At 40.2% G+C, this 25,672-nt stretch carries 22 protein-coding genes and 1 pseudogene; 16 read left to right on the forward strand and 7 right to left on the reverse strand.

What is annotated here, in order from left to right; translation table 11 throughout:
- The first annotated feature begins 81 nt into the window (after nucleotides 1-81).
- The gene (locus HT717_RS01345; RefSeq protein WP_061087970.1) at nucleotides 82-393 is read left to right on the forward strand and encodes a hypothetical protein; all 312 of its coding nucleotides are present in this window, start codon (nucleotides 82-84) and stop codon (nucleotides 391-393) included.
- 3 nt (nucleotides 394-396) lie between these two features.
- Nucleotides 397-1,055: pseudogene (locus HT717_RS01350) on the forward strand (alpha/beta hydrolase).
- A gap of 120 nt (nucleotides 1,056-1,175) precedes the next feature.
- Here HT717_RS01350 and HT717_RS01355 read toward each other — a convergent pair.
- Genes HT717_RS01355 through HT717_RS10015 form a run of 3 tightly spaced genes read right to left on the reverse strand, consistent with a single transcriptional unit; the run spans nucleotide 1,176 to nucleotide 3,025 of the window.
- Nucleotides 1,176-1,991, reverse strand: coding sequence for a TIGR03943 family protein (locus tag HT717_RS01355; RefSeq protein WP_061087972.1), 816 nt, complete (start codon nucleotides 1,989-1,991; stop codon nucleotides 1,176-1,178).
- Nucleotides 1,988-2,893: a permease gene (locus tag HT717_RS01360; protein ID WP_061087973.1), complete on the reverse strand. Its 906-nt coding sequence runs from the start codon at nucleotides 2,891-2,893 to the stop codon at nucleotides 1,988-1,990. Before HT717_RS01360 ends, HT717_RS01355 begins: the two co-directional genes overlap by 4 nt.
- Nucleotides 2,894-3,025, reverse strand: coding sequence for an SPJ_0845 family protein (locus tag HT717_RS10015; protein ID WP_000268685.1), 132 nt, complete (start codon nucleotides 3,023-3,025; stop codon nucleotides 2,894-2,896).
- A gap of 155 nt (nucleotides 3,026-3,180) precedes the next feature.
- On the opposite strand from HT717_RS10015, the gene HT717_RS01365 reads away from it, so the two are divergent.
- The 6 genes from HT717_RS01365 to HT717_RS01390 all read left to right on the forward strand — a co-directional run bounded on the left by HT717_RS01365 (nucleotide 3,181) and on the right by HT717_RS01390 (nucleotide 10,004).
- Nucleotides 3,181-3,561, forward strand: a complete 381-nt coding sequence (locus tag HT717_RS01365) for a PBECR2 nuclease fold domain-containing protein (RefSeq protein ID WP_153226182.1) — start codon at nucleotides 3,181-3,183, stop codon at nucleotides 3,559-3,561.
- Nucleotides 3,562-3,985: 424 nt separating this feature from the next.
- Nucleotides 3,986-6,115: a Tex family protein gene (locus HT717_RS01370; RefSeq protein ID WP_153226183.1), complete on the forward strand. Its 2,130-nt coding sequence runs from the start codon at nucleotides 3,986-3,988 to the stop codon at nucleotides 6,113-6,115.
- Nucleotides 6,102-6,551, forward strand: a complete 450-nt coding sequence (locus HT717_RS01375; protein WP_101781935.1) for a SprT family protein — start codon at nucleotides 6,102-6,104, stop codon at nucleotides 6,549-6,551. Before HT717_RS01370 ends, HT717_RS01375 begins: the two co-directional genes overlap by 14 nt.
- Before the next feature lie 58 nt (nucleotides 6,552-6,609).
- Nucleotides 6,610-6,882 (forward strand): PspC domain-containing protein, encoded by a 273-nt coding sequence (locus HT717_RS01380; protein WP_001085044.1) that lies wholly within the window; start codon nucleotides 6,610-6,612, stop codon nucleotides 6,880-6,882.
- Nucleotides 6,883-7,255: 373 nt separating this feature from the next.
- Nucleotides 7,256-8,014: an ABC transporter ATP-binding protein gene (locus HT717_RS01385; RefSeq protein WP_000173370.1), complete on the forward strand. Its 759-nt coding sequence runs from the start codon at nucleotides 7,256-7,258 to the stop codon at nucleotides 8,012-8,014.
- A gap of 1 nt (nucleotide 8,015) precedes the next feature.
- Entirely contained in the window at nucleotides 8,016-10,004 is a 1,989-nt protein-coding gene (locus HT717_RS01390; protein WP_173304191.1) for an ABC transporter permease, read from the forward strand.
- Between the two features lie 42 nt (nucleotides 10,005-10,046).
- Here the strand turns inward: HT717_RS01390 and HT717_RS01395 are convergent, their stop codons facing one another.
- Nucleotides 10,047-10,742 carry a VIT family protein gene (locus HT717_RS01395; RefSeq protein ID WP_173304193.1) on the reverse strand — a complete coding sequence of 232 codons (696 nt, stop codon included), beginning with the start codon at nucleotides 10,740-10,742 and terminating at the stop codon, nucleotides 10,047-10,049.
- A 158-nt stretch (nucleotides 10,743-10,900) separates the two neighbouring features.
- Here HT717_RS01395 and HT717_RS01400 point away from each other — a divergent pair, with 158 nt between their 5' ends.
- On the forward strand, nucleotides 10,901-11,602 hold the full coding sequence (locus HT717_RS01400; RefSeq protein ID WP_173304195.1) for a response regulator transcription factor: 702 nt from the start codon (nucleotides 10,901-10,903) through the stop codon (nucleotides 11,600-11,602).
- Nucleotides 11,599-12,483 (forward strand): HAMP domain-containing sensor histidine kinase, encoded by an 885-nt coding sequence (locus HT717_RS01405; RefSeq protein WP_173304197.1) that lies wholly within the window; start codon nucleotides 11,599-11,601, stop codon nucleotides 12,481-12,483. Before HT717_RS01400 ends, HT717_RS01405 begins: the two co-directional genes overlap by 4 nt.
- 40 nt (nucleotides 12,484-12,523) lie before the next feature.
- On the opposite strand, the gene HT717_RS01410 is transcribed toward HT717_RS01405, so the two are convergent.
- The 3 genes from HT717_RS01410 to HT717_RS01420 form a co-directional block, all read right to left on the reverse strand.
- Nucleotides 12,524-13,276 (reverse strand): ABC transporter permease, encoded by a 753-nt coding sequence (locus HT717_RS01410; RefSeq protein ID WP_049539333.1) that lies wholly within the window; start codon nucleotides 13,274-13,276, stop codon nucleotides 12,524-12,526.
- A gap of 10 nt (nucleotides 13,277-13,286) precedes the next feature.
- Nucleotides 13,287-14,195 (reverse strand): ATP-binding cassette domain-containing protein, encoded by a 909-nt coding sequence (locus HT717_RS01415; RefSeq protein WP_173304199.1) that lies wholly within the window; start codon nucleotides 14,193-14,195, stop codon nucleotides 13,287-13,289.
- A gap of 141 nt (nucleotides 14,196-14,336) precedes the next feature.
- Nucleotides 14,337-15,146, reverse strand: coding sequence for a Cof-type HAD-IIB family hydrolase (locus HT717_RS01420; protein ID WP_049539329.1), 810 nt, complete (start codon nucleotides 15,144-15,146; stop codon nucleotides 14,337-14,339).
- Between the two features lie 144 nt (nucleotides 15,147-15,290).
- Between HT717_RS01420 and HT717_RS01425 the strand changes: the two genes are divergently transcribed.
- From HT717_RS01425 to HT717_RS09845, 6 genes are all read left to right on the forward strand, one after another.
- Entirely contained in the window at nucleotides 15,291-15,752 is a 462-nt protein-coding gene (locus tag HT717_RS01425; protein WP_049487180.1) for a MarR family transcriptional regulator, read from the forward strand.
- Nucleotides 15,745-16,164, forward strand: coding sequence for an EVE domain-containing protein (locus HT717_RS01430; protein ID WP_020900817.1), 420 nt, complete (start codon nucleotides 15,745-15,747; stop codon nucleotides 16,162-16,164). The genes HT717_RS01425 and HT717_RS01430 overlap by 8 nt, the downstream gene beginning before the upstream one ends.
- A gap of 106 nt (nucleotides 16,165-16,270) precedes the next feature.
- Nucleotides 16,271-19,546 carry an ATP-dependent nuclease subunit B gene (rexB, locus tag HT717_RS01435; protein ID WP_049539327.1) on the forward strand — a complete coding sequence of 1,092 codons (3,276 nt, stop codon included), beginning with the start codon at nucleotides 16,271-16,273 and terminating at the stop codon, nucleotides 19,544-19,546.
- Nucleotides 19,543-23,193, forward strand: a complete 3,651-nt coding sequence (addA, locus tag HT717_RS01440; RefSeq protein WP_173304201.1) for a helicase-exonuclease AddAB subunit AddA — start codon at nucleotides 19,543-19,545, stop codon at nucleotides 23,191-23,193. Before rexB ends, addA begins: the two co-directional genes overlap by 4 nt.
- A 17-nt stretch (nucleotides 23,194-23,210) precedes the next feature.
- Nucleotides 23,211-24,389: a hypothetical protein gene (locus HT717_RS01445; RefSeq protein WP_049539325.1), complete on the forward strand. Its 1,179-nt coding sequence runs from the start codon at nucleotides 23,211-23,213 to the stop codon at nucleotides 24,387-24,389.
- Between the two features lie 241 nt (nucleotides 24,390-24,630).
- Nucleotides 24,631-25,672, forward strand: a 1,042-nt coding sequence (locus HT717_RS09845) for a YSIRK-type signal peptide-containing protein (RefSeq protein WP_240149495.1), incomplete at its 3' end; no start/stop codon positions are given.

Consider the following 25,672-nt stretch of genomic DNA (forward strand, 5'->3'; position numbering starts at 1 on the left):
AGTATTTTATAAACAGACTATTTGTCGGCTTGCTACAATTGGTATATAATTTAACTTAAAGAAAATAGGAGGACTAATCGAATGGAATTAAAAGATTTTACAGAAAAAGAACAGGAAATGATTAAGAAGGGGCTGACTACGTCTAAGATTAGTGACAAGGAAACTGCTGAGAAGATTCTTGCACTCGTCCCACAAGACTTGATTAAGCGCATCCCATTTTTCGTCAGAAAACATGCTACGACACGTACGATTAAACGCATTTCAATTGAACATCCTGAACTCTACGCTGCAGCTCAAACAAGTGGTGAAATTCCAGAAAAAGAACGCGAGGAATTGTGTCAGATTATCACGACTATCTTTGAACAAAAGATGAATAAGCATAGTATTAAGTAGAGAATGAAGATATTTTTTATTGGCGGTCTAGGAAGCAATGTCTATCATAGCAAGGATTTTCTTCAAGAACTAGATTCACAGGTCTGTTTTCTAAATCCGTATGAAAGATTTTTTCAAAGCGAGTTAGATTTGAAATCATGGTTTAAAAATGAGATTGTGGAGGAAGAATCTATCTGTTTGATAGGCCATTCTCTTGGAGGAGATTTGGCTCGTTATCTCGCATCGGAATTTCATGAAGTGAAAAAACTGATTCTTTTGGATGGAGGCTATCTAGATTTAGATAAGATTTTACCTTTAGATACAGAGTTAGAGGAAGCTAAAAACTATATCGAATCTCAAGTTGTTTCGGACTTAGCTCTTCTTATTTCTAAAGAGAAATCTGAAGCAAAGCATTGGTCAGAAAATATGGAAGAAGCTGTAAGACAGTCTTATCACTGGAATGCGGAGTATAATAGATATGAGTTAGCTATAAATTCTGAAAATATAGAAGCGATTCTTCGACTACGGCGGAAAATCCAAGCTTTTAAGAGAGAAGTGGGGGATACCTTATTTATTAGTCCTCGCTATCCTATTTTCTAGAGAACTTTGGCCATGAACTTTATACTGAAGCACCTAAAGAAATAGCTAGTCTAATTAATGAGTGGCTCTCTTGTTCTCATTGAGTTACTTATATTACTTGAAATGGTATAAGATTTAAATCTACAAGTCACTAAGTCTCATATAACAAAAAACGAACAGGCTCTTTTTCTGTCATTCAGAAGAGAACTTGTTCGTTTTTTCTTTTAAAACACGCGATATACGTATGGATTTTCTGGTTTATCGACTTTGGTAAAGCTGTCGATTTCCAAGGTTGGGAGATTTTGTTTGAGTTCTTTATGGTAGTGATTGATCAGTTTTCCTTTGGCTGTAATCCAGGTGTTATTTTCATACTGACGGGTATTTCCCTTAGTCAGCAATCCATACACACCGGAATCTGCGATACAGTGAATAATGCCGAAACGGAACAGAAATTGGCTATTGGCATGACTGGGGTCATTATAGACAAAGCCTGTGAACTGGACTGTCTTGCCCTCGAATTCATCTGGATAGTCGTAGATAGCCTCCATGACTTCCATATAGTTTTCATTCGTAATCTGAATGCTATCTTGGGACAAGTATTTATCCGCCGCTGTTCGCATTTCCTTTTCATAGGCTGTTTTTGAGAAATAAGAACTGGTATCTGGTTTCAAATATTGGCTTGTCGTCCCTTCACTGGTCTGAATGGCTTGATCCGTTCCTTCTGATAAGGGGAAATGATAGCCTTTGGCAGATACGGTCTGAGAATCCAAGCTAACAGTTGGGAAAGTTAAACCAACAACAATTGGAATTGCCAGAAGAGCAATACTTGTTACCTTCGCCAATCGGCTATTTAGATGACTGTGGATTTTGACTTGCTTCATCCAGATATACAATTGAACAATAGCCAATATAAAAGAAAGCACCATGGAAATATAGGCCAGATAGGAATAGTGCATGTTGATGTACTGGTTTAATTTGCCCGACAGATGGAGATAAATAGTCAGTTCAAAATAGCCAGCTAAAACTAAAAATCGAATCATAGGATGACTCCAATCAAGAGAGAATAGACTAAAACGACCAGAGTTACAATCGTTATGAAGTGACTGATAAATCGTGCTTTCAAGTAATTTTTCATCATGAGAATATTTTTAATATCCAGCATTGGGCCAATCACAAGAAAGGCCAGAACTGGTGCCAAACCGAAACTAGAAAGAAGAGACGCACCGATAAAGGCATCCGCCTCACTACAGAGTGAAAGAAGAAAGGCCAAAAGCATCAAGAGCAGGATGGCAAAAAGAGGGGTCGCACTGATAGAAGTCAAAATGCGTGTAGGAACGTAGACCTGTATAACAGAGGCAAAGAGACAGCCGAATACCAAATAACGCCCCGTATCAAAAAATTCATCAATGGCTTGCACAAAGACCTGAAAAACTTTTTTTGCAGGGCTAAAGTGAGAAAAATCATGCTCGTGACAAGCCAGACTATTTTCTTTTTGAATGGGTTCTTGCCAGAAAAATCCTAGAAAAATCCCAAGTATAACAGCCACAACAATGGATCCTAGAGCTCGTAACAGGGCGACATGGAAGGAGTTTCCAAAGGCAGAATAAGTCGCAAAAAGTACAATGGGATTGATAACAGGTGCTGTCACAAGAAAAGGAACGGCCGTGTAACTGGGAACCTTCTTTTCCAGAAAACGATTGATGATGGGGACAATCCCACATTCACAAGAGGGGAAAAGAATCCCAACGAAGGTCCCAAAAAAGATTCTCCCCCAACGATTTCGAGGGAGAAAATGATAAACTTTTTCAGGTGTGATATAGACCTCAATCAGCCCTGAGACAATACTTCCTATCAGCACGAAGGGGAGAGCTTCAATGATAATGGAGAGAAAAATAGCTCCAGTCTGAAGTACACTAGATGGGAGTTGTTGGAAAGCAGTCATCTAGTTTTTCTTTTCTGCTTTGGCTTTTTTCTCTTTGTCATCAGGGAAAGTGACTTGTTTCAAATCTGGGAGTTTCGCAAACTCTTCAAACATCTTGTCCAAGTCGTCTCGTTTTGTAAATTTTACAGCCATAGGTATACCTCGATTCTAAATTCTACCTCTATTATACTATTATTTTGAGGAAAAGGGAAAAGTTAAAATTGAGTATCTAACGAATAATAGAGCTTGATATATCCTAATATACACCATGATTGTGATATAATAGTTGTGGAATAACGGAGGAAATGATGGAACACGAAAAAATCGGTCAGGTTACCGATGAAGTAAAAAAAATTTTTGATATTGTTCTTGAAGCGAGCGACATAAAGGTCAACAAAGACGGTTTGAGAAGTCATATGATAAAACGTCATCACAATGATGTGATTCATCATATCGAAGATTTGGAACTCATACTAAGGAACCCAGATTTCGTTGGGGTCAATCCACGAGAGAAAGATGCTAGTTTTGAATATGTAAAAAGATTTGATGATAATATTCTTGTTGCGATTAAGTTACATAAAAGTGGCGATTTCTTTTATGTTCCGACCATGTATCGTTTACAAGATTACAAGTTACAAAGTCGTATCAAGTCTGGTAGATTGAGAAAGCTTGACAAAAATAGTAAATAGTGCTAGAATAACGTTAACGAAAGACATTTGAGGGCAGAAAGGTTCCTGCCGCACCTTGAAAAAGGTATCTGAGATGCTGGGTACACCGACCAGCCAAGTGTCCGTTATTTCAAAGGAGGGAGCTTAAATGCTCCTTTTTTGTTTAAAAATTTCAAAACAGATTACACCCACCGCAGGCTCAGGCTTGCGGTTTTTTTATTTGCTCTGAAAATTGATTCGTTAACTTCAACAAATAGCTTTATAAAGCGTTTTGTAAAAAATAAAAACAGTGCAATTAATCACTGATCCTTTTGTAAACTATTAGAATTAAATTGCAACCTTCTCAATAAATAGAATATTGAAATGAAGTAAATTTATTTCCCAACTTATGTTTTAAAATTGTAAGAGCTAATTTGAAACGTTTAGCTTGTGGTATAATAGATTCATGGATAAAAAATATGAAAAAATCTCCCAAGATTTGGGAGTGACGTTAAAGCAAATCGATACCGTTCTAAGTTTGACAGCTGAAGGGGCGACTATTCCCTTTATTGCGCGTTATCGCAAGGACATGACTGGTAGTCTGGATGAGGTGGCGATTAAGGCTATTATCGACTTGGATAAAAGTCTGACCAACCTCAACGACCGTAAGGAAGCTGTCTTAGCTAAGATTCAAGAACAAGGCAAGTTGACAAAGGAGTTGGAAGAAGCTATCTTAGTAGCCGAAAAACTAGCAGATGTAGAAGAACTCTATCTTCCATATAAGGAAAAACGTCGGACCAAGGCAACTATTGCTCGTGAAGCTGGGCTCTTCCCACTTGCTCGCTTGATTTTGCAGAATGTAGCTGATTTAGAAAAAGAGGCTGAAAAGTTTGTCTGTGAAGGATTTGCGACTGGTAAGGAAGCCTTGGCCGGTGCAGTTGATATTTTGGTAGAAGCCTTATCGGAAGATGTGACTTTGCGCTCCATGACTTATCAGGAGGTGCTGAGACACTCTAAACTCACTTCTCAAGTCAAGGATGAAAGTCTTGATGAAAAGCAGGTTTTTCAGATTTATTATGATTTTTCAGAGACAGTTGGAACTATGCAGGGGTATCGTACCTTAGCCCTCAATCGTGGGGAGAAGCTAGGTGTCTTGAAGGTCGGTTTCGAACATGCGACAGACCGCATTCTTGCCTTCTTTGCAGCTCGTTTCAAGGTGAAAAATGCCTATATTGATGAAGTTGTTCAACAGTCAGTTAAGAAAAAAGTTTTGCCTGCTATCGAGCGCCGCATTCGGACAGAATTGACTGAGAAGGCAGAAGAAGGAGCTATCCAACTCTTTTCTGACAACCTGCGCAATCTCCTCTTGGTTGCTCCATTGAAAGGGCGCGTGGTTCTTGGATTTGACCCTGCCTTTCGTACAGGTGCCAAGCTAGCTGTCGTGGATGCAACAGGAAAAATGCTGACAACTCAGGTCATTTATCCTGTTAAACCAGCATCAGCTCGTCAAATCGAAGAAGCCAAGAAAGATTTGGCAGATTTGATTGGTCAATATAGCGTGGAAATTATTGCCATCGGAAATGGTACTGCTAGTCGTGAAAGTGAAGCCTTTGTGGCGGAAGTTCTTAAAGATTTCCCTGAAGTTAGCTATGTTATCGTAAATGAAAGCGGTGCTTCTGTCTATTCTGCCAGCGAACTTGCTCGTCAGGAGTTTCCAGACTTGACAGTTGAAAAGCGTTCGGCTATTTCTATCGCCCGTCGTTTGCAAGATCCTCTTGCGGAATTGGTTAAAATCGATCCTAAATCAATCGGCGTTGGTCAATACCAGCACGATGTCAGTCAGAAGAAGCTGTCTGAAAGTTTGGATTTTGTCGTGGATACCGTGGTTAACCAAGTCGGTGTCAATGTCAATACAGCCAGTCCTGCTCTTCTTTCACACGTAGCTGGACTCAATAAAACCATTTCTGAAAATATTGTCAAATACCGTGAGGAGGAAGGAAAAATCACTTCACGCGCTCAAATCAAGAAAGTTCCGCGTCTGGGGGCCAAGGCCTTTGAGCAGGCAGCTGGTTTCCTTCGTATCCCTGAAAGTAGCAATATCCTTGATAATACAGGAGTTCACCCAGAAAATTACTCTGCTGTTAAGGAGCTCTTCAAACGTCTGGACATTACAGACTTGAATGAAGAAGCCCAAAGTAAACTCAAGTCCCTTTCAGTCAAGGAAATGGCGCAAGAACTAGACCTTGGTCCAGAAACCCTTAAAGATATCATTGCTGACCTTCTCAAACCAGGTCGAGATTTCCGTGATTCCTTTGACGCACCTGTGCTTCGCCAAGATGTTCTGGATATCAAAGACTTAGTGGTTGGACAGAAGCTGGAGGGTGTGGTGCGTAATGTCGTTGACTTCGGTGCCTTCGTTGACATTGGAATTCACGAGGACGGCTTAATTCACATTTCCCATATGAGCCGCAAATTTATCAAACACCCAAGCCAAGTGGTGTCAGTCGGAGATTTGGTAACGGTTTGGGTCAAGAAAATTGATACTGAACGTGAAAAAGTCAATCTGTCGCTCCTCGCTCCAAATGAAACTGACTGATTATGTTAAGCAGGTTTCACTAGAAGACTTCGGCAGACCTTTTATCCATCAATCTCAGTGGAATTCTCGTTTACGTTCGACAGGTGGGCGATTTTTCCCCAAAGATGGGCATTTGGATTTTAATCCTAAGGTTTATAAGGAACTGGGTTTAGACGTTTTTAGGAAAATTGTTCGCCATGAACTCTGTCACTATCACCTCTATTTTCAAGGGAAGGGCTATCAACACAAGGATCGGGATTTTAAGGAACTTTTGAAAAGAGTGGATGGGTTACGCTTTGTGCCAACCTTGCCAAATAGCAACTCCAAGCCAATCAAGCTTTATCGTTGCCAATCCTGCCAGCAAAGGTATCAGCGCAAGCGAAGGATTGATACCAAACGCTATCGCTGTGGACTTTGTCGAGGTAAATTGCTACTAGTAAATCAGCCTGAGGACTGATGAAAGCCGAGCCTACCCGTGATATACTATGTCTAACCTAGCAGAAAGAGGAAATAACATGAATAGTAAATTTTATAAAATGAGACGAAATCGTATGATTTCAGGAGTTTTGGCAGGTCTGTCAGACAAATGGAATTTTGATGTTACCCTTGTTCGTTTCTTGTTTGCCATCTTTACAGTTGCAAACTTTGGACTTGGCGTGATTATCTATATCATCCTAGCTTCTATCATGCCAACTAAGGAAGAAATCGAAGCAGAAATGTATGGAACAGGCCCACGTAAACGCAAAGAAGCTCAAGCCATTGACGATAATGAAGGCTGGTTTTGGTGAGGTAGAAACAGTTATTTTACTGTTAGTCTGTAATTTCTAGTAATCTATTTTAACATTTCTTGAACCCTTGTATCTGCAAGGGTTTTCTTCTTACTTTCTTTTTATGGTAAAATATTTTTAATGAAATGCCTATATTTCCCCCAATCTTACAAAAATGTAAGATTAAAGTCTCTTTTGTAAGGTTAGGTTATGGCAAGCGGTCTTTTTTTGATGTAAACTAGACTCATAAAGAACAAAGGAGTAACATCATGAAACAAATCTTACATAAGAAAACAAGAAAACCAAGTCGCAAAGATATCGAGCGTGTTCAGCTAGGATGCGCTATGATGCAAGCAACATTTCATTTGATGGGATATTAAGAAAGGAGATTCTCATGACACTTTTAGATGTAAAACACGTTCAAAAAATTTATAAAACTCGTTTTCAGGGCAACCAAGTAGAGGCCCTCAAGGATATTCACTTTACCGTGGAAAAAGGTGACTACGTTGCCATCATGGGTGAGTCTGGTTCTGGTAAATCAACTCTTCTCAATATTCTAGCTATGCTGGATAAACCAACTCGTGGTCAGGTTTACCTGAATGGAACTGACACAGCAACCATTAAAAATTCACAAGCTTCTAGCTTCCGTCGTGAAAAATTGGGCTTTGTCTTCCAAGACTTTAACTTGCTAGATACTCTGTCTGTTAAGGACAATATCTTGCTTCCACTTGTCTTGTCAAGAAAACCTATTACGGAGATGATGAAGAAATTGGTGGTGACAGCTGAGAATCTGGGTATTAACCAATTACAAGAGAAATACCCTTACGAGATTTCTGGTGGTCAGAAACAGCGTGTAGCAGTAGCCCGCGCCATCATCACAGAACCTGAAATTCTCCTTGCGGATGAGCCAACAGGAGCCCTTGACTCCAAATCATCTGCAGCTCTTCTTGATGTTTTTGATGAAATCAATGAGCGTGGCCAAACCATTCTTATGGTAACCCACTCAACAGCAGCAGCTAGCAGAGCTAAACGTGTACTCTTTATCAAAGACGGCATTCTTTACAATCAAATCTACCGTGGAGAGAAGACAGAACGTCAGATGTTCCAAGAAATTTCTGATACCTTGACTGTCATGGCAAGCGAGGTGAATTAGTATGTTTCGATTAACCAATAAGTTAGCGGTATCGAACTTGATTAAAAACCGCAAACTCTACTATCCTTTTGCGCTGGCTGTTCTCTTGGCAGTCACTGTCACCTATCTCTTTTACTCTTTAACCTTTAATCCTAAGATTGCGGAAATCCGTGGAGGATCCACCATTCAAGCTACTCTAGGATTTGGTATGTTTGTTGTCACCCTTGCATCAGCTATTATCGTCCTTTATGCCAATAGTTTTGTCATGAAGAACCGTTCCAAGGAACTAGGAATTTATGGAATGTTGGGCTTGGAGAAGCGTCATCTAATCAGTATGACCTTTAAGGAGTTAGTGGTATTTGGGATTCTAACTGTTGGAGCGGGTATCGGTATTGGAGCCTTGTTTGACAAGTTAATTTTCGCTTTCTTGCTCAAACTGATGAAATTGAAGGTTGAGCTGGTCGCTACCTTCCAAATGAATGTTGTCATTGCAGTACTTGTTGTCTTTGGATTGATTTTCCTAGGCCTCATGTTCCTGAATGCCCTTCGAATCGCCCGTATGAATGCCCTCCAGCTTTCTCGTGAAAAAGCTAGTGGTGAGAAAAAAGGTCGTTTCCTACCTCTACAAACTATTCTTGGTTCCATAAGTTTAGGAATTGGCTACTATCTTGCCCTTACTGTAAAAGATCCTCTCACAGCCCTAACAACCTTCTTCCTAGCTGTTTTACTGGTTATCTTTGGTACTTATCTATTGTTTAATGCAGGAATTACCGTTTTCCTCCAAATCTTAAAGAAAAATAAGAAATACTATTACCAACCAAATAATCTTATCTCTGTTTCCAACTTGATTTTCCGTATGAAGAAAAATGCAGTTGGATTAGCAACAATCGCTATTTTGTCAACAATGGTCTTGGTTACCATGTCTGCAGCGACAAGCATTTTCAATGCCTCAGAATCCTTTAAAAAAGTGATGAATCCGCATGACTTTGGAATTACTGGACAAAACGTTGAAAAAGAAGACTTGGACAAACTCTTGAGCCAGTTTGCAAGTGACAAAGGTTATAGTGTCAAAGAGAAAGAAGTGCTTCGTTACAGTAACTTTGGTATTGCAAATCAAGAAGGAACCAAGTTAACTATTTTTGAAAAAGGACAAAATCGTGTCCAACCAAAAACAGTTTTCATGGTATTTGACCAAAAAGATTATGAAAATATGACTGGTCAAAAACTGTCTCTATCAGGGAATGAGGTCGGTCTTTTTGCCAAAAATGACGGACTGAAAGGACAGAAAGCTCTAACTCTAAATAACCATCAATTTTCTGTCAAAGAAGAATTTAATACAGATTTTATTGTGAACCATGTTCCAAATCAGTTTAATATTTTTACTACTGATTACAATTACCTTGTTGTTCCAGATTTACAAGCCTTTTTAGACCAATTCCCAGATTCGGCTATCTATAATCAGCTGTACGGTGGTATGAATGTAAATGCCAGCGAAGAAGAACAACTCAAGGTCGCTGACGAGTATGATAAATACCTCGATCAATTTAATGCTCAATTAAACACTGAAGGTAGCTATGTGTATGGAAGCAATCTAGCAGATGCTAGTGCTCAAATGAGTGCCCTCTTTGGTGGTGTCTTCTTTATCGGTATTTTCCTATCCATTATCTTTATGGTCGGAACCGTTCTGGTCATCTACTACAAACAAATTTCTGAAGGCTATGAAGACCGTGAACGCTTTATTATCTTGCAGAAAGTCGGTTTAGATCAAAAGCAAATCAAGCAAACCATCAACAAACAGGTTTTAACTGTTTTCTTCCTTCCTTTGTTCTTTGCCTTCATACATCTCGCCTTTGCCTACCATATGCTTAGCCTGATTCTAAAAGTGATAGGTGTACTGGATGCGACTATGATGTTGACAGTGACCTTGTCTATCTGCGCTATCTTCCTCATCGCCTATGTGCTGATTTTCATGATTACTTCAAGAAGTTATCGCAAGATTGTCCAAATGTAAAAAAAGATACCTCGACTTCAGAATCGAGGTATTTCTTGTGTTTTAAATGCTGAAAAGTTGTCCTAGCAGAAAGGTAACTCCCATGGTCAAGAGGCCAATAGCGAGATTCCGAATCATAGCTGTTTTGGTTGGGGCTTTTCCAAGTTTGGCACTAGTGTAACCAGTGAGAAGAAGGGCCACACCGACGATAAGGACGGTAGCAGGGATGCGGTATTCACTTGGGAAAATGGTCACTGACAGCATTGGTGGTAAGCTACCAAGGAAAAAAGCAACGAAGCTAGAAATGGCAGCGTGCCAAGGATTGGTAAACTCTTCATACTCAATCCCATATTTTTCCTCTACCAAAGCCTTGAGTGGATTTTTAAGAAAGGCCTTATTGGTCAAGAGTTGGGCAGAGGTTTCACATTCTCCATTTTGGATATAGGCAGCATAGAGGGATTTTTTGGCGAGTTCCATATCTTGGTCTAGCAAGAGTTGCTCACGCGCAACGGCCGCTTCCTCGGTATCTTTTTGAGTTGAAACGGATACATATTCTCCACCAGCCATTGAAAAGGCACCAGCTAAGATGGCCGCAAACCCTGATAAAAAGATAATCCAGATATTGCTGGTAGCACTGGCAACCCCGATAACCACACCAGCAATGGAAATAATCCCATCGTTTGCACCAAGAACACCCGCACGCAGGATATTTAAACGACCTGCAAAATTTGAATCAATTTCGTGATTTGTTTCTGACATACTATTCTCCTTTTTATCCAGTATAAAGGAAAAATATAGGGAAATCAATCTTTTAAAAGTATCTGAAAAAAGTTGCACGATTCTAATGAAAAAGAGCTTTTTCTGTTTAAGCTTTATCAATAAAACATGCTATAATAGTTGCAGAAAGGTTGGTATTTATGGCTAGGATACTGGTTATTGAAGACAATAGTGACATTCAAGAGATTTTGCGAACTCTTCTTACTGAGGAGCATGAGGTGATTCAAGCCTTTTCTGGTACAGAAGGAATCATGCGTTTTGACCAAGGGGGGATTGACCTCGTTTTACTAGATATCATGCTTCCTGGGAAAAATGGGGATCAGGTTTTAAAAGCAATCAGGGAACAAAGTCAAATTCCAGTCATTATGCTAACGGCTTTGAGTGATAAAAAACTTATCAGTCAATACCTTTTAGACGGTGCCAATGATTACATCGTCAAGCCTTTTGATTTGGACGAAGTCTTTGCTAGAGTTACTGTTCAGTTACGTCAAAACGTAGAAAAACAGCCTATGGAAATAGAAAAAACTGAAAATCTGCCACAAAACTTGAAAAATATCCAGTTTGATGCAGAAAGTTTTGAAATCAAAAATAGTCAGGAAACGATTCGCCTTGCCAAGAAAGAATGCTTGATTCTCCAAACTCTCCTCAAACATCCTAAGAAAATTTTCACCAAGGAAGAACTTTATGAATTGGTATGGGAAGAGAGCTATCTGCCTGGAGATAATACCCTCAATACGCATTTGAGTAATCTTCGTAAAAAATTAAACCAGCTGGATCCAAATCAAGAATATATTGAAACCATTTGGGGAGTTGGGGTAAGATTAAAAGGAGATAAGCAATGACCTACATGATAATCTTTGTCCTACTGGTTCTCCTAATTATTTTATCGATTACATTGATTCGATATCATCTAGCTCTTGAAAGCCTGAGTCAACAGATTGAAGACAAGATTCTCACGGGTAGTATGAAAAGAGTCGGAGTCAGCATTTTTTCCAAACATTTTTTACAGCTCTACCAGCAGATTGAGAATCTATTTCAGGAAGTGGAACAATCTCGGTTAGTGATGAAAAGGGAAAAGCAGACTCTGGATATGGCCATCAGCAATATCTCCCATGATATTCGGACGCCTTTGACTATCGCGTCAGGCTACACCCAACAATTGATAAAGTCTCCTGAAAACAAAGGAGAAACCTTACAAAAAGTAGCCCAGCATCTTGATTTAGTTTCCAAACGTTTGGAGGCTCTCCTAGAATACCGTCGCTTGATGGAAGGAGCTGTCAAGCCAAAACTGGAAGAAGTAGAACTTTCAGCTTTTATCACCAAAAAGACTTTGGCTTATTATGATGTTTTTCAGGCGGCAAATATCACGCTTGATTTTAAGGTTGAAGCTGGTTTAACAACGAGGACTGATGAAGACTTGCTGGATCGTATTTTACAAAATTTACTTGGAAATGTCCTCAAGCATGGCAAGGAAGAAGCGCGGCTATCTTTGAAAAAGGAAAAGGAACAGGAACAGCTTGTCTTAGAGATTGCAAACCTTGTTAAACAGCCCATCAAAAAAATAGAAAATCTCAGCAATCGTTTTTATTCTGAAAATCTATCAGACACGGAAGAATCCTCTGGTTTAGGCCTTTATATCACTGAGGAATTATGTCATCTTCTCGGTACAGAGATGAAACTGAGCACAGATGGGCAGTGGTTATCGGTTTTCATTTATTTTTAACGAAAAGAAACCTCCTCTGTAGGCTAGAGGAGGTCATTTTTTATAGACTTTTCTTTTTGAAAACTGCCAGTCCACTTAGATTAAAGATTAGAATAACAGCTAAGGTAACTATAAGGGTATAGAAAATGGATTCACTATTAGCAGTCATGGCATAGAAAAACTGCAATGATAAATATGGCAAAATTTTGATACTTGGGAAGATGAGCATTGGCATAGAAAGTAAGATAGAGCTGACCAAGTAACCAATAAATACTGCAAGATAAGAATGGCTAACATAGAGAATGAAGGAAACAATCGAAAGCCAAGCAAGGAGGCAAAGGAATTGAAGGGAAATGGTTATCAGTAGATTGCCAATAAAGCCATCAGGCATAGTTCCAAATCCATTTAAGATAGTTGCTGGAATAAAGGCAATCACAAGGCTGATGATAAGTTGCAAAAGTGCAATACAAGCCACTACAAAGGCTTTGGCAAGGAAAAACTCTGTACGAGAAACCCCTACTGTCAAACTATTTTTATAGAGCTTTCCGATTAAATCAACACCGAGAACTAGACAAGTTAGAATAATACAGAGAAAAACGAGGTTTGAACCTTGACTAGATGCGTTAATCAGGGCTTGTACACCGTCCCAACCATGGGTTGGAATTTCTGGCTCTTCTGTCTGGATTGCCATCAGATGGCCAGTAGCTCCTACAGTTGCGCCCATTAGCATGAGAGAAAAGAGAATGAACTCTGTAATCCAGAATCCTTTGGAACGGAAAAGACGGTAAAAGTCTGCTTGAATGGTATGTATCATGATTTTCCTCCTATTCTACCAATTGAGTGAAGTATTCTTCTAGGTTTTGACGGGCGTAGTAAATCTCGTCAATAGCGACATCTGCTAAGGTTAATTTCTTAAGAATCTGTTTGACATCTTGTTCCTGACCAAAAATGTGGATTTCGTTTTCTGAATTAACAACCTTGAACTGGAGCTGGATTTGTTCTTTCAATACTTGGCAAGCTTTCTCCTTATCAGCTGTCTTAAGCACAATATAATCCTCACTTAGTGTTTCAAATTCAGCTTTGCTGATTTCACGGATTATCTTGCCTTGATCTAGAATACCAAAGCGATTTGCTACGAGATAGAGTTCTGACAAGATATGACTAGAAATGAGAATGGTGATTCCTTTTTCTTGATTGAGCCGTTGAATCATCAGACGAAATTCTTTGATACCAATTGGATCAAGTCCATTGATAGGTTCATCTAAGACTAGGAAATCTGGTTTGGAGAGAAGGGCAATGGCGATACCAAGTCTTTGTTTCATTCCTAGCGAGAAATCACGAAAGACTTTTTTACCTGTATCTGACAAGCCTACATAGTCCAGCGTTTCTCGAATGACTTGATCAGCATTTGGAATATGACGAATCATACAGTAATATTTCAGATTTTGATAGGCTGTTAAGTGATTATGGGCTACAGGTGATTCGATCACTGAACCTACTCGAGATAGAGACTTGCTCCACTCATTTTCCGTTTTGCTGGAGAAGAGGGAAACAGTTCCTTTGTCCGCAAAGAGTAGTTGCGTAATGATTTTTATCAAGGTGGTTTTCCCAGCTCCGTTCTTCCCGATAAGTCCATAAATATCTCCCTCTCTTATCGTTAGATGAAGATCTTGAAGAATAGTTTGTTTGGCAAAGTTTTTGGACAATCCATGAATGTCAAGTACTGTTTTCATGATTCTCTCCTTTTGATTTATTTTGATAACTTTAGTATAAAGCATAGAAATCAAAGAAAGCTCAAGCATTTCTAAAGAGTTTCTAAAGTTTTAGGAATTCTTAAATATCAAAACCCAGTTGACATGAACTGGGCTTCTTAATTATAAAATATATTTCTCAATGGCACGCGCAACGCCGTCTTCTTCGTTGCTTGCTGTAACATCATCAGCTAGGGATTTGACATAATCGCTGGCATTTCCCATTGCAATGCCCAGTCCTGCAAACTGGAGCATTTCGATATCGTTATTGGCATCGCCCATAGCCATAATTTCTGATGGCTCAATCTTCAAAATCTCAGCCAAGCGTGATAGAGCAGTAGCCTTTGTCGTACCAAGTGGCATAGCTTCATAAATGACAGGTTGCGAACGAACACCGCTAAATCGTTGGCAGAGTTCCTCAGCAAACCGCTGCTCAAAATCGTCTGTTTGACTATCTGTTCCTAAAAACATACCTTGGAACATACGGTACTTACCACTGGTAGCTTCCTCTAGTGAAATTTCAGTCAGGTCTGAAAAGACTAGCTCGGCATCGTTTTGAATGATTTCATTGGGCTTGCCACCGAGGACAAAATAATGCTTCTCATCAAAAAGAGTCAACTGAACATCACTTTTTTCAGCTAGGTCATAGAGGTATTCGATGTCTGCTGGACTAAGTTCTTGCCAGTCAACTAGTCCCCAGTCACTTGTCTGGTGAGTTGAACAACCGTTATTAACAATAACATACTCATTCTGGAGGTCAAGTCCCAGTTTTTGATAGTAGGGGAGGACACCAAAGAGCGGGCGTCCCGTACAAAGTACCAGTTTGACACCTTTTTCGATAGCTTGGTGAATAGCAGTAATGTGAGCTTGTGGGATTTCCTTGGCTTCATTGAGGAGGGTTCCGTCCATATCCAAGGCTAGTAGTTTAATCATAGGTCTTCCTTCTTTATCTTTTGGTATTATTATAGCATATAGACTATAAAATGTCTGACAGAATTGTAACATTCGACTTTCCTTTTCTTGAAAAACAAAATAAATTCTTATATAATATGTATACTTAATATTTAAGGAGAAAAAATGTCAAAGTATCACTTTAATTCAATTTACAAAAATGATGAAACAGAATCTACAGGCCTTCTTTTCATCAAAGTCTACAACAAGTGGGAAAGCAACTTAAAAAGAGTTTTGAAATCGCTTGGCCTCACTTTGCCCCAATTTATCGTTTTAACCTCGCTCTTGTTCCTGAGCAATAGAGAGGAATATGTAACGCAAGTTGATATTGCTCGGTTCACCGGTATGGATGTTATGACGGTTTCCCAGATTGTTAGACTATTAGAGAAGAAAGACTACATTAAACGTGATCAACATCCAAAGGATAGTCGGGCAAAACTGGTCTCAGTGACGAAGTCTGGCGCAGAGAAGGTCAATCATGCTTTACCCTTAGTAGAGGGGATTGATGAAGAATTTTTTGAAAAACTTTCTAACGATAGAGAAGGTTTTAATCGCATGTTAGTAGAGTTGGAGGATAAAAATGCCTAGATATTGGGTCGGAGTTGTTTCGAAGAACCATGTTTTAAGAGGAGTTGAAGGGAATTTTTGCCAGGTCTGTCATGGAAAGGGTGGCCCCTTAAATCGTATGAAAAAAGGCGACTACCTTTTATACTATAGTCCAAAATACGATATGAACGGTCAAGACAAGTTACAGGCTTTTGTGGCTGTAGGTAAAATTATTGATGTCAAAGCCTATCAAGTAGAGCAGTTTGAAGGATTCTTTCCCTTTAGACGAAATGTTGAGTATTATCAACCGGTCAAAGATTGCTCCATAGAAATAGCCAGACAACATCCTGAATGGAAAGACTATACTTCTCGACTTCGTTATGGACATTTTGAAGTTTCCAAAGACTTTTTCCTCTATATCTTTCAGCATATGAAAGTGGATGATGAAACATGATTGATTTGCTAATTAAATGATTGTCAACTAGAATTTTGGATTTGGTCTGTGAAGCGAACTTTGCTATAATAGAGTAAGAAACTTTGATAAACCAAACGAGGCTGAGATGAAACTACTTTATACTGATATTCGGACTTCTTTGACAGAAATCCTGACCAGAGAGGCGGAAGAGCTCGTTGCCGCGGGTAAGCGAGTCTTCTATATCGCTCCCAACTCTCTTTCTTTTGAAAAGGAACGCGCCGTGCTGGAATGCTTGTCCCAGCAGGCTTCTTTTGCTATTACCGTCACGCGCTTTGCTCAAATGGCTCGTTATCTGGTCTTGAATGACCTACCTGTCAAAACCAGTCTAGATGACATCGGTCTTGGGATGGCCTTTTATAAGTGCCTTGCGGAACTCGATCCTAAGGACTTACGTGTTTATGGTGCTATTAAGCAGGACCCTCAATTTATCCAGCAGTTGATTGAACTTTACCACGAGATAACCAAAGCTCAGATGAGTTTTTTGGACTTGGATAGTTTGACGGATGAGGACAAGCGAGCGGATTTACTCTTGATTTTTGAGAAGGTAACGGCTTATCTTAATCAAGGCCAGTTGGCTCAAGGAAGTCAGTTGTCCCATTTGATTGAGGCTATTGAGAATGACAAAGTAAGTAGTGATTTTACTCAAATTTCCTTGGTTATTGACGGCTTTACCCGTTTTTCTGCCGAGGAAGAGCGGATTGTGGACTTGCTTCATGGCAAGGGTGTTGAGATTGTCATTGGAGTTTATGCTAGTAAGAAAGCCTATACCAGCCCTTTTAGCGAGGGGAATCTCTACCAAGCCAGTGTGGAGTTCTTCCATCATCTAGCCTCTAAATACCAAACACCTGCTCAGGATTGTTCTCAGACTCATGAGAAGATGGATAGTTTTGACAAGGCCTCTCGTTTGTTGGAGTCTTCTTATGACTTTTCAGAATTAACATTGGATGTCGATGAGAAGGATCGTGAAAACTTACAAATCTGGTCTTGTTTGACGCAAAAGGAGGAGTTGGAGTTAGTTGCCCGTAGTATCCGTCAGAAATTACATGCTGATCCAGACCTGAGCTACAAGCATTTTCGTATTCTGCTGGGAGATGTGGCTTCTTACCAGTTATCCCTTAAAACTATTTTTGACCAGTATCAGATTCCTTTCTATCTTGGTAGAAGCGAATCCATGGCGCACCACCCTTTAACTCAGTTTGTCGAGTCTATTTTAGCTTTGAAACGCTATCGTTTCCGTCAGGAGGATTTGATTAACCTCCTCAGAACTGGTTTGTATACCGACCTTAGTCAGGCTGATATTGACTCATTTGAGCAATATATCCGCTATCTTGGTATCAATGGCTTGCCAGCCTTTCAGCAAACCTTCACCAAATCCCACCATGGAAAGTTTGATTTGAAACGCTTGAATGCCATTCGTTTGAGAGTTTTAGCACCACTTGAGCCCCTATTTGCCAGCCGAAAGCAGAAGGCTGAAAATTTCTTACAAAAGTGGAATGTCTTTCTAAAAGAAGGAGCGGTGACCAAGCAGTTGCAAGATTTGACAGCCACTATGGAAATTCTTGAACAGGAAAGACAAGCGGAAGTTTGGAAGGCATTCTGTCATGTTTTAGAACAATTTGCGACTGTTTTTTCTGGTTCGCAAGTTAGTCTGGAGGACTTCCTTGCTTTACTTCATTCTGGGATGAGCCTATCTCAATACCGTACTATTCCAGCAACAGTAGACACAGTTCTGGTGCAGAGCTATGATTTGATTGCTCCTCTGACAGCTGACTTTGTCTATGCCATTGGTCTGACTCAGGACAATTTACCAAAAATTGCGCAAAACACCAGTCTTTTGACTGATGAAGAAAGACAAAACTTAAACCAAGCGACAGAAGATGGAGCGCAATTGCTGATTGCCAGCAGTGAGAATCTCAAGAAAAATCGCTATACCATGCTTTCCTTGGTCAATTCTGCTCGCAAGCAGTTGGTCTTGTCAGCTCCAAGCCTTTTTAATGAAAGTGAAAGTAAGGAATCTGCCTATATTCAAGAGCTAGTCCATTTTGGATTTAGTCGGAAAGAGAAGAGGATGAATCACAAAGGGCTGGATAAGGAAGATATGGGCTCATATCACAGTCTTTTGTCTAGCCTGGTTGCCTATCACCAGCAGGGCGAGATGAGTGAGACTGAGCAAGATTTGACATTTATTAAAGTTCTGGCGCGTGTGATGGGTAAAAAACTAGACCAGCAAGGTTTAGAAAATCCAGCCCTCCCAAGCAGTCCAAGTAGTAAGCAGTTGACCAAGGATACCTTACAAGCGCTCTATCCTGCTGATCAGGAGTTTTACCTGTCTACATCTGGTTTGACGGAGTTTTACCGTAACCAATACAGTTATTTTCTCCGTTATGTTCTAGGCTTGCAGGAGGAATTACGCCTACGTCCTGATGCCCGTAGTCACGGAAATTTCTTGCACCGTATCTTTGAACGGGCCTTGAAACTGCCTGATGAAGATTCCTTTGACCAACGTTTAGAACAAGCTATTCAAGAAACCAGTCAGGAACGCGAATTTGAAGCCATTTATCAAGAAAGTTTGGAAGCCCAGTTCACCAAGGAAATTCTGCTTGATGTGGCACGGACGACTGGCCATATTCTCCGCCACAATCCAGCTATCGAAACCATCAAAGAGGAAGCGAATTTTGGCGGCAAAGACCAAGCCTTTATTCAATTGGACAATGGTCGCAGTGTCTTTGTACGAGGTAAGGTTGACCGGATTGACCGTTTAAAAGCTGATGGGGCGATAGGAGTGGTAGACTACAAGTCCAGCCTGACTCAGTTCCAGTTTCCGCATTTCTTTAATGGACTCAATTCTCAGTTACCAACCTACCTAGCTGCCCTAAAAAGAGAAGGAGAGCAGAACTTTTTCGGTGCCATGTACTTGGAAATGGCTGAGCCAGTCCAATCTCTGATGTCCGTTAAAAGTCTAGCAGGAGCAGTAGTAGAATCCAGCAAGTCAATGAAATACCAAGGCCTCTTTTTAGAAAAAGAAAGCAGTCATTTGGGCGAATTTTACAACAAAAACAAGGCAAATCAGCTGACAGATGAGGAATTCCAGCTCCTACTGGACTACAATGCCTATCTTTACAAGAAAGCAGCTGAGAAGATTTTAGCAGGCCAGTTCGCCATCAATCCCTATACTGAAAATGGCAGAAGTATTGCTCCATATGTTCAGCAACACCAAGCTATCACAGGATTTGAAGCCAATTATCACTTGGGTCAAGCCCGTTTCCTAGAGAAGTTAGACATCGCTGATGGCAAGCGTCTGGTCGGAGAAAAACTCAAGCAAGCTTGGTTTGAAAAAATAAGAGAGGAGTTGAATCGATGAAGCCCATTTCCTTTTTAACTGAGGAAGAAATTCAAAAACTGCAAGAAGCAGAAGCGCACTCGAGCAAGGAACAAAAGAAAACTGCTGAGCAAATTGAAGCCATCTACACTTCTGGTCAGAATATCCTTGTCTCAGCATCGGCTGGTTCTGGTAAAACCTTTGTCATGGCCGAGCGTATTCTGGATCAATTAGCACGTGGTGTGGAAATTTCTCAACTCTTTATCTCAACCTTTACCGTTAAGGCGGCTACTGAACTTAAGGAACGTTTGGAGAAAAAAATCAGCCAACAAATCCAAGAAAGCCATGATGTTGACCTCAAACAACACTTAGGCCGCCAGTTAGTAGACCTACCTAACGCTGCAATCGGAACCATGGATTCCTTCACACAAAAATTCCTTGGAAAACATGGCTATCTGATTGATATTGCGCCTAATTTCCGTATTTTACAAAATCAAAGCGAGCAACTCATCCTAAAAAATGAAGTCTTCCATGAGGTCTTTGAAGCGCATTACCAAGGTAAACAAAAAGAGTCCTTTAGTCATTTGCTGAAAAACTTTGCTGGGCGTGGCAAGGATGAACGTGGTCTGCGCCAGCAGGTCTATAAAATCTATGACTTTCTCCAATCCACCAGCAATCCTCAGAAATGGCTGAAGGACTCTTTCCTCAAAGGCTTTGAAAAAGCTGATTTTACCAGTGAAACAGAAAAACTGACTGAGCAAATCCAGCAAGCCCTTTGGGATTTGGAAAGCTTTTTCCGATATCATTTGGATAATGATGCCAAGGAGTTTCCAAAGGCCGCTTATCTAGAAAATGTTCAGTTAATTCTGGATGAAATTGGCTCCTTAAATCAGGAGTCTGATAGTCAGGCTTATCAGGCAGTGCTTGCGCGTGTTGTCGCCATCTCTAAAGAGAAAAACGGTCGGGCTCTGACAAATGCAAGTCGTAAGGCTGATTTGAAACCACTGGCCGATGCCTACAACGAAGAGAGAAAGACCCAGTTTGCTAAACTAGGACAACTGGCGGACCAGATAACCATTCTCGACTATCAAGAACGGTATCATGAAGACACATGGGAACTGGCTAAGACTTTCCAAACTTTCATGAGGGATTTTGTAGAGGCTTATCGTCATCGCAAACGTCAGGAAAATGCCTTTGAATTCGCTGATATCAGCCATTATACCATTGAGATTTTAGAGAATTTCCCGCAAGTCCGTGAGGCTTATCAGAAACGTTTCCACGAAGTCATGGTCGACGAGTATCAGGATACCAACCACATTCAAGAACGGATGTTGGAATTGCTGTCTAATGGTCACAATCGCTTTATGGTGGGGGATATCAAGCAGTCTATCTACCGTTTCCGTCAGGCAGATCCTCAGATTTTCAATGAAAAGTTCCAACGCTATGCGCAAAATCCAAAAGAGGGCAAGCTGATTCTCCTCAAAGAAAATTTCCGTAGTAGTTCAGAAGTGCTGTCAGCAACCAATGATGTTTTTGCACGCCTTATGGACCAAGAAGTCGGCGAAATCAACTATGATAGTATGCACCAGCTTGTTTTTGCCAATCGCAAACTAACTCCTAATCCAGACAACAAGGCGGAATTTCTCCTCTACGATAAGGACGATTCTGGTGAGGAAGAAGAGAGTCAGGCAGAAACGAAACTAACAGGTGAGATGCGATTAGTCATCAAGGAGATTTTGAAACTTCATCAGAAAAAAGGTGTTGCTTTTAAAGAAATTGCCCTTCTGACCTCCAGTCGCAGTCGCAATGACCAGATTCTCCTCGCCCTGTCTGAGTACGGGATACCTGTCAAAACTGACGGTGAGCAGAACAATTATCTCCAATCTCTAGAAGTGCAAGTTATGCTGGATACCCTTCGTGTCATTCACAATCCCCTACAAGACTATGCTTTGGTTGCCTTTATGAAGTCTCCAATGTTTGGATTTGACGAGGACGAGTTAGCACGTTTGTCACTTCAGAAAGATGAGGACAAAGTTAAAGAGAATCTCTATGAGAAGTTAGTCAATACTCAAAAACAAGTGGCTAGCCATAAAAACTTGATTCATACTGATTTAGTGGAGAAACTAAATCAATTCATGGATATCTTGGATTCTTGGCGCTCGTATGCCAAAACCCACTCCCTCTATGACTTGATTTGGAAGATTTACAACGACCGTTTTTACTATGACTATGTTGGAGCTTTGCCAAATGGTCCTGCTAGACAGGCCAATCTCTATGCCCTAGCACTGCGTGCTGATCAATTTGAAAAGAGTAATTTCAAGGGCTTATCGCGTTTTATTCGTATGATTGACCAAGTCTTAGAAGCCCAGCACGATCTTGCAAGCGTGGCAGTCGCACCGCCCAAGGATGCTGTAGAACTCATGACTATCCATAAGAGTAAAGGGCTGGAGTTTCCTTACGTTTTTATTCTCAATATGGATCAGGATTTTAACAAGCAAGACAGCATGTCAGAAGTCATTCTCAGCCGTAAAAATGGACTAGGTGTCAAATACATTGCTAAAATGGAGACAGGAGCAGTAGAAGCTCACTATCCTAAAACCATCAAACTCTCTATTCCTAGCCTAACTTATATACAGAATGAAGAGGAATTGCATCTGGCAAGCTATTCTGAGCAGATGCGTCTGCTGTATGTTGCCATGACGAGGGCTGAGAAAAAGCTCTATCTTGTCGGTAAGGGTTCTCGTGAAAAGCTGGAAGCCAAGGAATACCCAGCAGCTAAAAATGGAAAACTAAATAGCAACACTAGACTTCAAGCCAAGAATTTCCAAGATTGGCTTTGGGCTATTACCAAAGCGTTTGCCAAGGACAATCTCAACTTTAGTTATCGTTTTGTTGGTGAAGATCAGTTGACTAGAGAAGATATAGGAGAATTGGAAAACAAGAGTCCTCTCCAAGATAGCTCCCAAGCAGACAATCGTCAGTCAGAAACCATTAAAGAAGCTCTTGAAATGCTGAAAGAGGTGGAAGTCTATAATACTCTTCATCGTGCAGCCATTGAACTTCCTAGTGTTCAAACCCCAAGTCAAATCAAGAAATTCTACGAACCAGTTATGGATATGGAAGGTGTCGAGATTGCAGGTCAAAGCCAGTCAGTAGACAAGAAAATCAGCTTTGATTTGTCAGATTTTTCAACCAAAGAAAAGGTAACTGGAGCTGAGATTGGTAGTGCTACCCACGAACTGATGCAGAGAATTGATCTCAGCCAACAACCAACCCTTGCTAGCCTGACAGAAACTCTCAAACAAGTTCAAACAAGCCAAACTGTCAAAGACAAGATCAATATTGCTAAAATCCTTGCATTCTTTGACACAGCACTTGGTCAGGAAATTCTTGCCAATACCAACCATCTCTATCGTGAACAACCTTTCTCCATGCTCAAAAGAGACCAAAAGAGTCAGGAAGACTTCGTTGTCCGTGGAATCTTGGACGGCTATCTGCTTTACGAGGACAAAATCGTTCTTTTTGACTATAAGACAGACCGCTATGATGAGCCAAGTCAACTCATAGACCGCTATCGTGGTCAATTAGCCCTATACGAAGAGGCTTTATCACGAGCCTATTCGATTGAAAATATTGAAAAATACTTGATACTACTCGGTAAAGAAGAGGTTCAAGTTGTAAAAGTATAATCTAGAAAGGAGACCTCATGACACTTCCAGTTAGAAAAGCCTTGCACGATGCAGTTTTACAGGCTTCAAAAGCGGATACTTGGGAACAAGCTACCAAGGAATGGAATGAAGTTTCCTTGATTTTTAATGGTATCGGCCGTAGCAATTGTGTCTGTGGAAATGCTATCAAATACGCCTACGAACTCTTTAATGGTGTCACAGGCAAACGCCTCTTTCCAATCGGTAGCGATTGTGTTCGTCATTTTCACCGATTGTCCCTTGACCAGCAACTGGAAGAGGAAGAAAAACTGCTTAGAAAGGTTGAAAATCTGACCAGAAAAGCCCAGAAAAAGGAGAAAATCAAGGTCAATAAAAGTGACTTTGACGAGCGTCTTCTAAAGTGGCTCTGGGAAAAAGGTGTTTTCAAACCCAATCGTGGAAATCAGTTCTCGCCTGAGAAAGACTACCACCTCTTCCTAGAAGTCTTTCAGGGAGGAAGTTGGACCAAGGCAGAGCCAAAGAAAAAGGCTCGCATGGAAGAAGTCCTTGAAAAATGTATCAAACCCTTTTTACTTGGAAAACCGGATGATCAACTCTACCTTGTCAAATTAGGAAAGGAGAAAATTGATTACGAACAAGAACTGCGTATCCAGGCAGAGAAGGAGCGTAAGAAGAGGGATAAAATCGCCAAACAATATGCAGACAATCTGGTCCTAGCCATGGGACCGGCAGAGCGTGCTTATCAGGATTACTTTGGCTTTACAGAAACCCTAACTCAAGAAGAACGAAAATGGGAGAAAATTCTTTTTGGTAAAAATAGAACAGAACGGGCTATCAAGGCCAAACAATACCAAAAAGAGTTGGAAAAAGACCAACGAATTGCGAGTCAGGATCCAGTTGAAAGAAAGCAGAAGCAGACCTGGCTCCTCAATTCCTATTTCCGTGAGCTTCCTGAAGAAAAAGCTCGATTTGCTCGGCTCTTATTAGAATATCGAAAAAGTGGCGAAGTTCCCTTTTCAACCGCATACCTGTCAAATCATCTCGTCGACTTTTTCTATAAAATGAAAGCTTTTGAGTTTGAAATCTCACCAGAACAAGTCCGAAATTTTCTAAAAGAAAGCCTCCAGGCAGATCACCTATCCTCAGCACAAGAAAGCTGGATAGAAGGAATTCTCCTAAACTGTCTCAAACCATTTTTAGAACGATTATTGATATAAGTAACACCTACCGTGGAAATGCCATGGTGGGTTTTCTTTTATGGAAAAAGATAATAGGGAATTGCAAACATTATTGCTTGGTATTTTATATATAAAACAAAGTATGAAAACGTAATGCAATTTTAAGACTTTTTGGTAAATTAAGAGTATAATCAAAGTGTAATGCCTTTTTTATAGATAATACGCTAATATATTAAAGGCCTTCGTAAGATAAATATAAATTTTATTTCAAGGAGGAATAATGGAAAAGTATTTTGGTGAAAAACAGCAGCGTTTTTCATTTAGAAAATTATCAGTAGGACTTGTATCTGCAACGATTTCAAGTTTATTTTTTATGTCTGTATTAGGTAGTTCATCTGTAGAAGCTCAAGAGACTAAAGGTGTTCACTATAAATATGTGACAGAGTCAGAGCTATCATCAGATGAGCAGAATAAGCTTGTCTATGATATTCCGACATACGTGGAGAATGATGATGAGACTTATTATCTTGTTTATAAATTAAATTCCCAAAATCAACTGGGAGAATTGCCAAATACTGGAAGCAAGAATGAGATGCAAGCCCTAGTTGCTGGTGCTAGCTTAGCAGCTCTGGGAATTTTAATTTTTGCCGTTTCTAAGAAAAAAGTTAAGAATAAAACGGTATTACATTTAGTATTGGTTGCAGGAATAGGAAATGGTGTTCTTGTATCCGCTCATGCTTTAGAAAATAATCTTTTGCTAAATTACAATACTGACTATGAATTGACCTCTGGAGAAAAATTACCTCTTCCTAAAGCCATTTCAGGTTACACATATATTGGATATATCAAAGAGGGGAAAACGACTTCTGAGTCTAAAGTAAATAATCAAGAAAAATCAGTAGCCACTCCTACAAAACAACAAAAGGTGGATTATAGTGTTACACCAAATTTTGTAGAACATCCATCAACAGTACAGGCTATTCAGGAAGAAAAAACTGTTTCTTCAACTAAGCCGACAGAAGTTCAAGTAGTTGAAAACCCTCTTTCTACAGAATTAACGAATCCAAGAAAAGAAGAGAAACAATCTTCAAATTCTCAATCACAATTAGCAGAACATAAGGATGTACAAGCTGGAACTCTGGTAACCGACAAGGGTGAGCCAGCGATCCAGCCAGAGTTACCTGAAGCAGTAGTAAGTGACAAGGGTGAGCCAGCGGTTCAGGCAGAATTACCCGAAGCAGTTGTAAGTGATAAAGGCGAACCTGCAGTTCAACCTGAATTACCAGAAGCTGTTGTAACTGGCAAAGGTGAGCCCGCAGTTC

The organism is Streptococcus sp. 959 (assembly GCF_013277075.1).
In the GTDB taxonomy this organism is placed as follows: Bacteria; Bacillota; Bacilli; order Lactobacillales; family Streptococcaceae; genus Streptococcus; species Streptococcus pseudopneumoniae_C.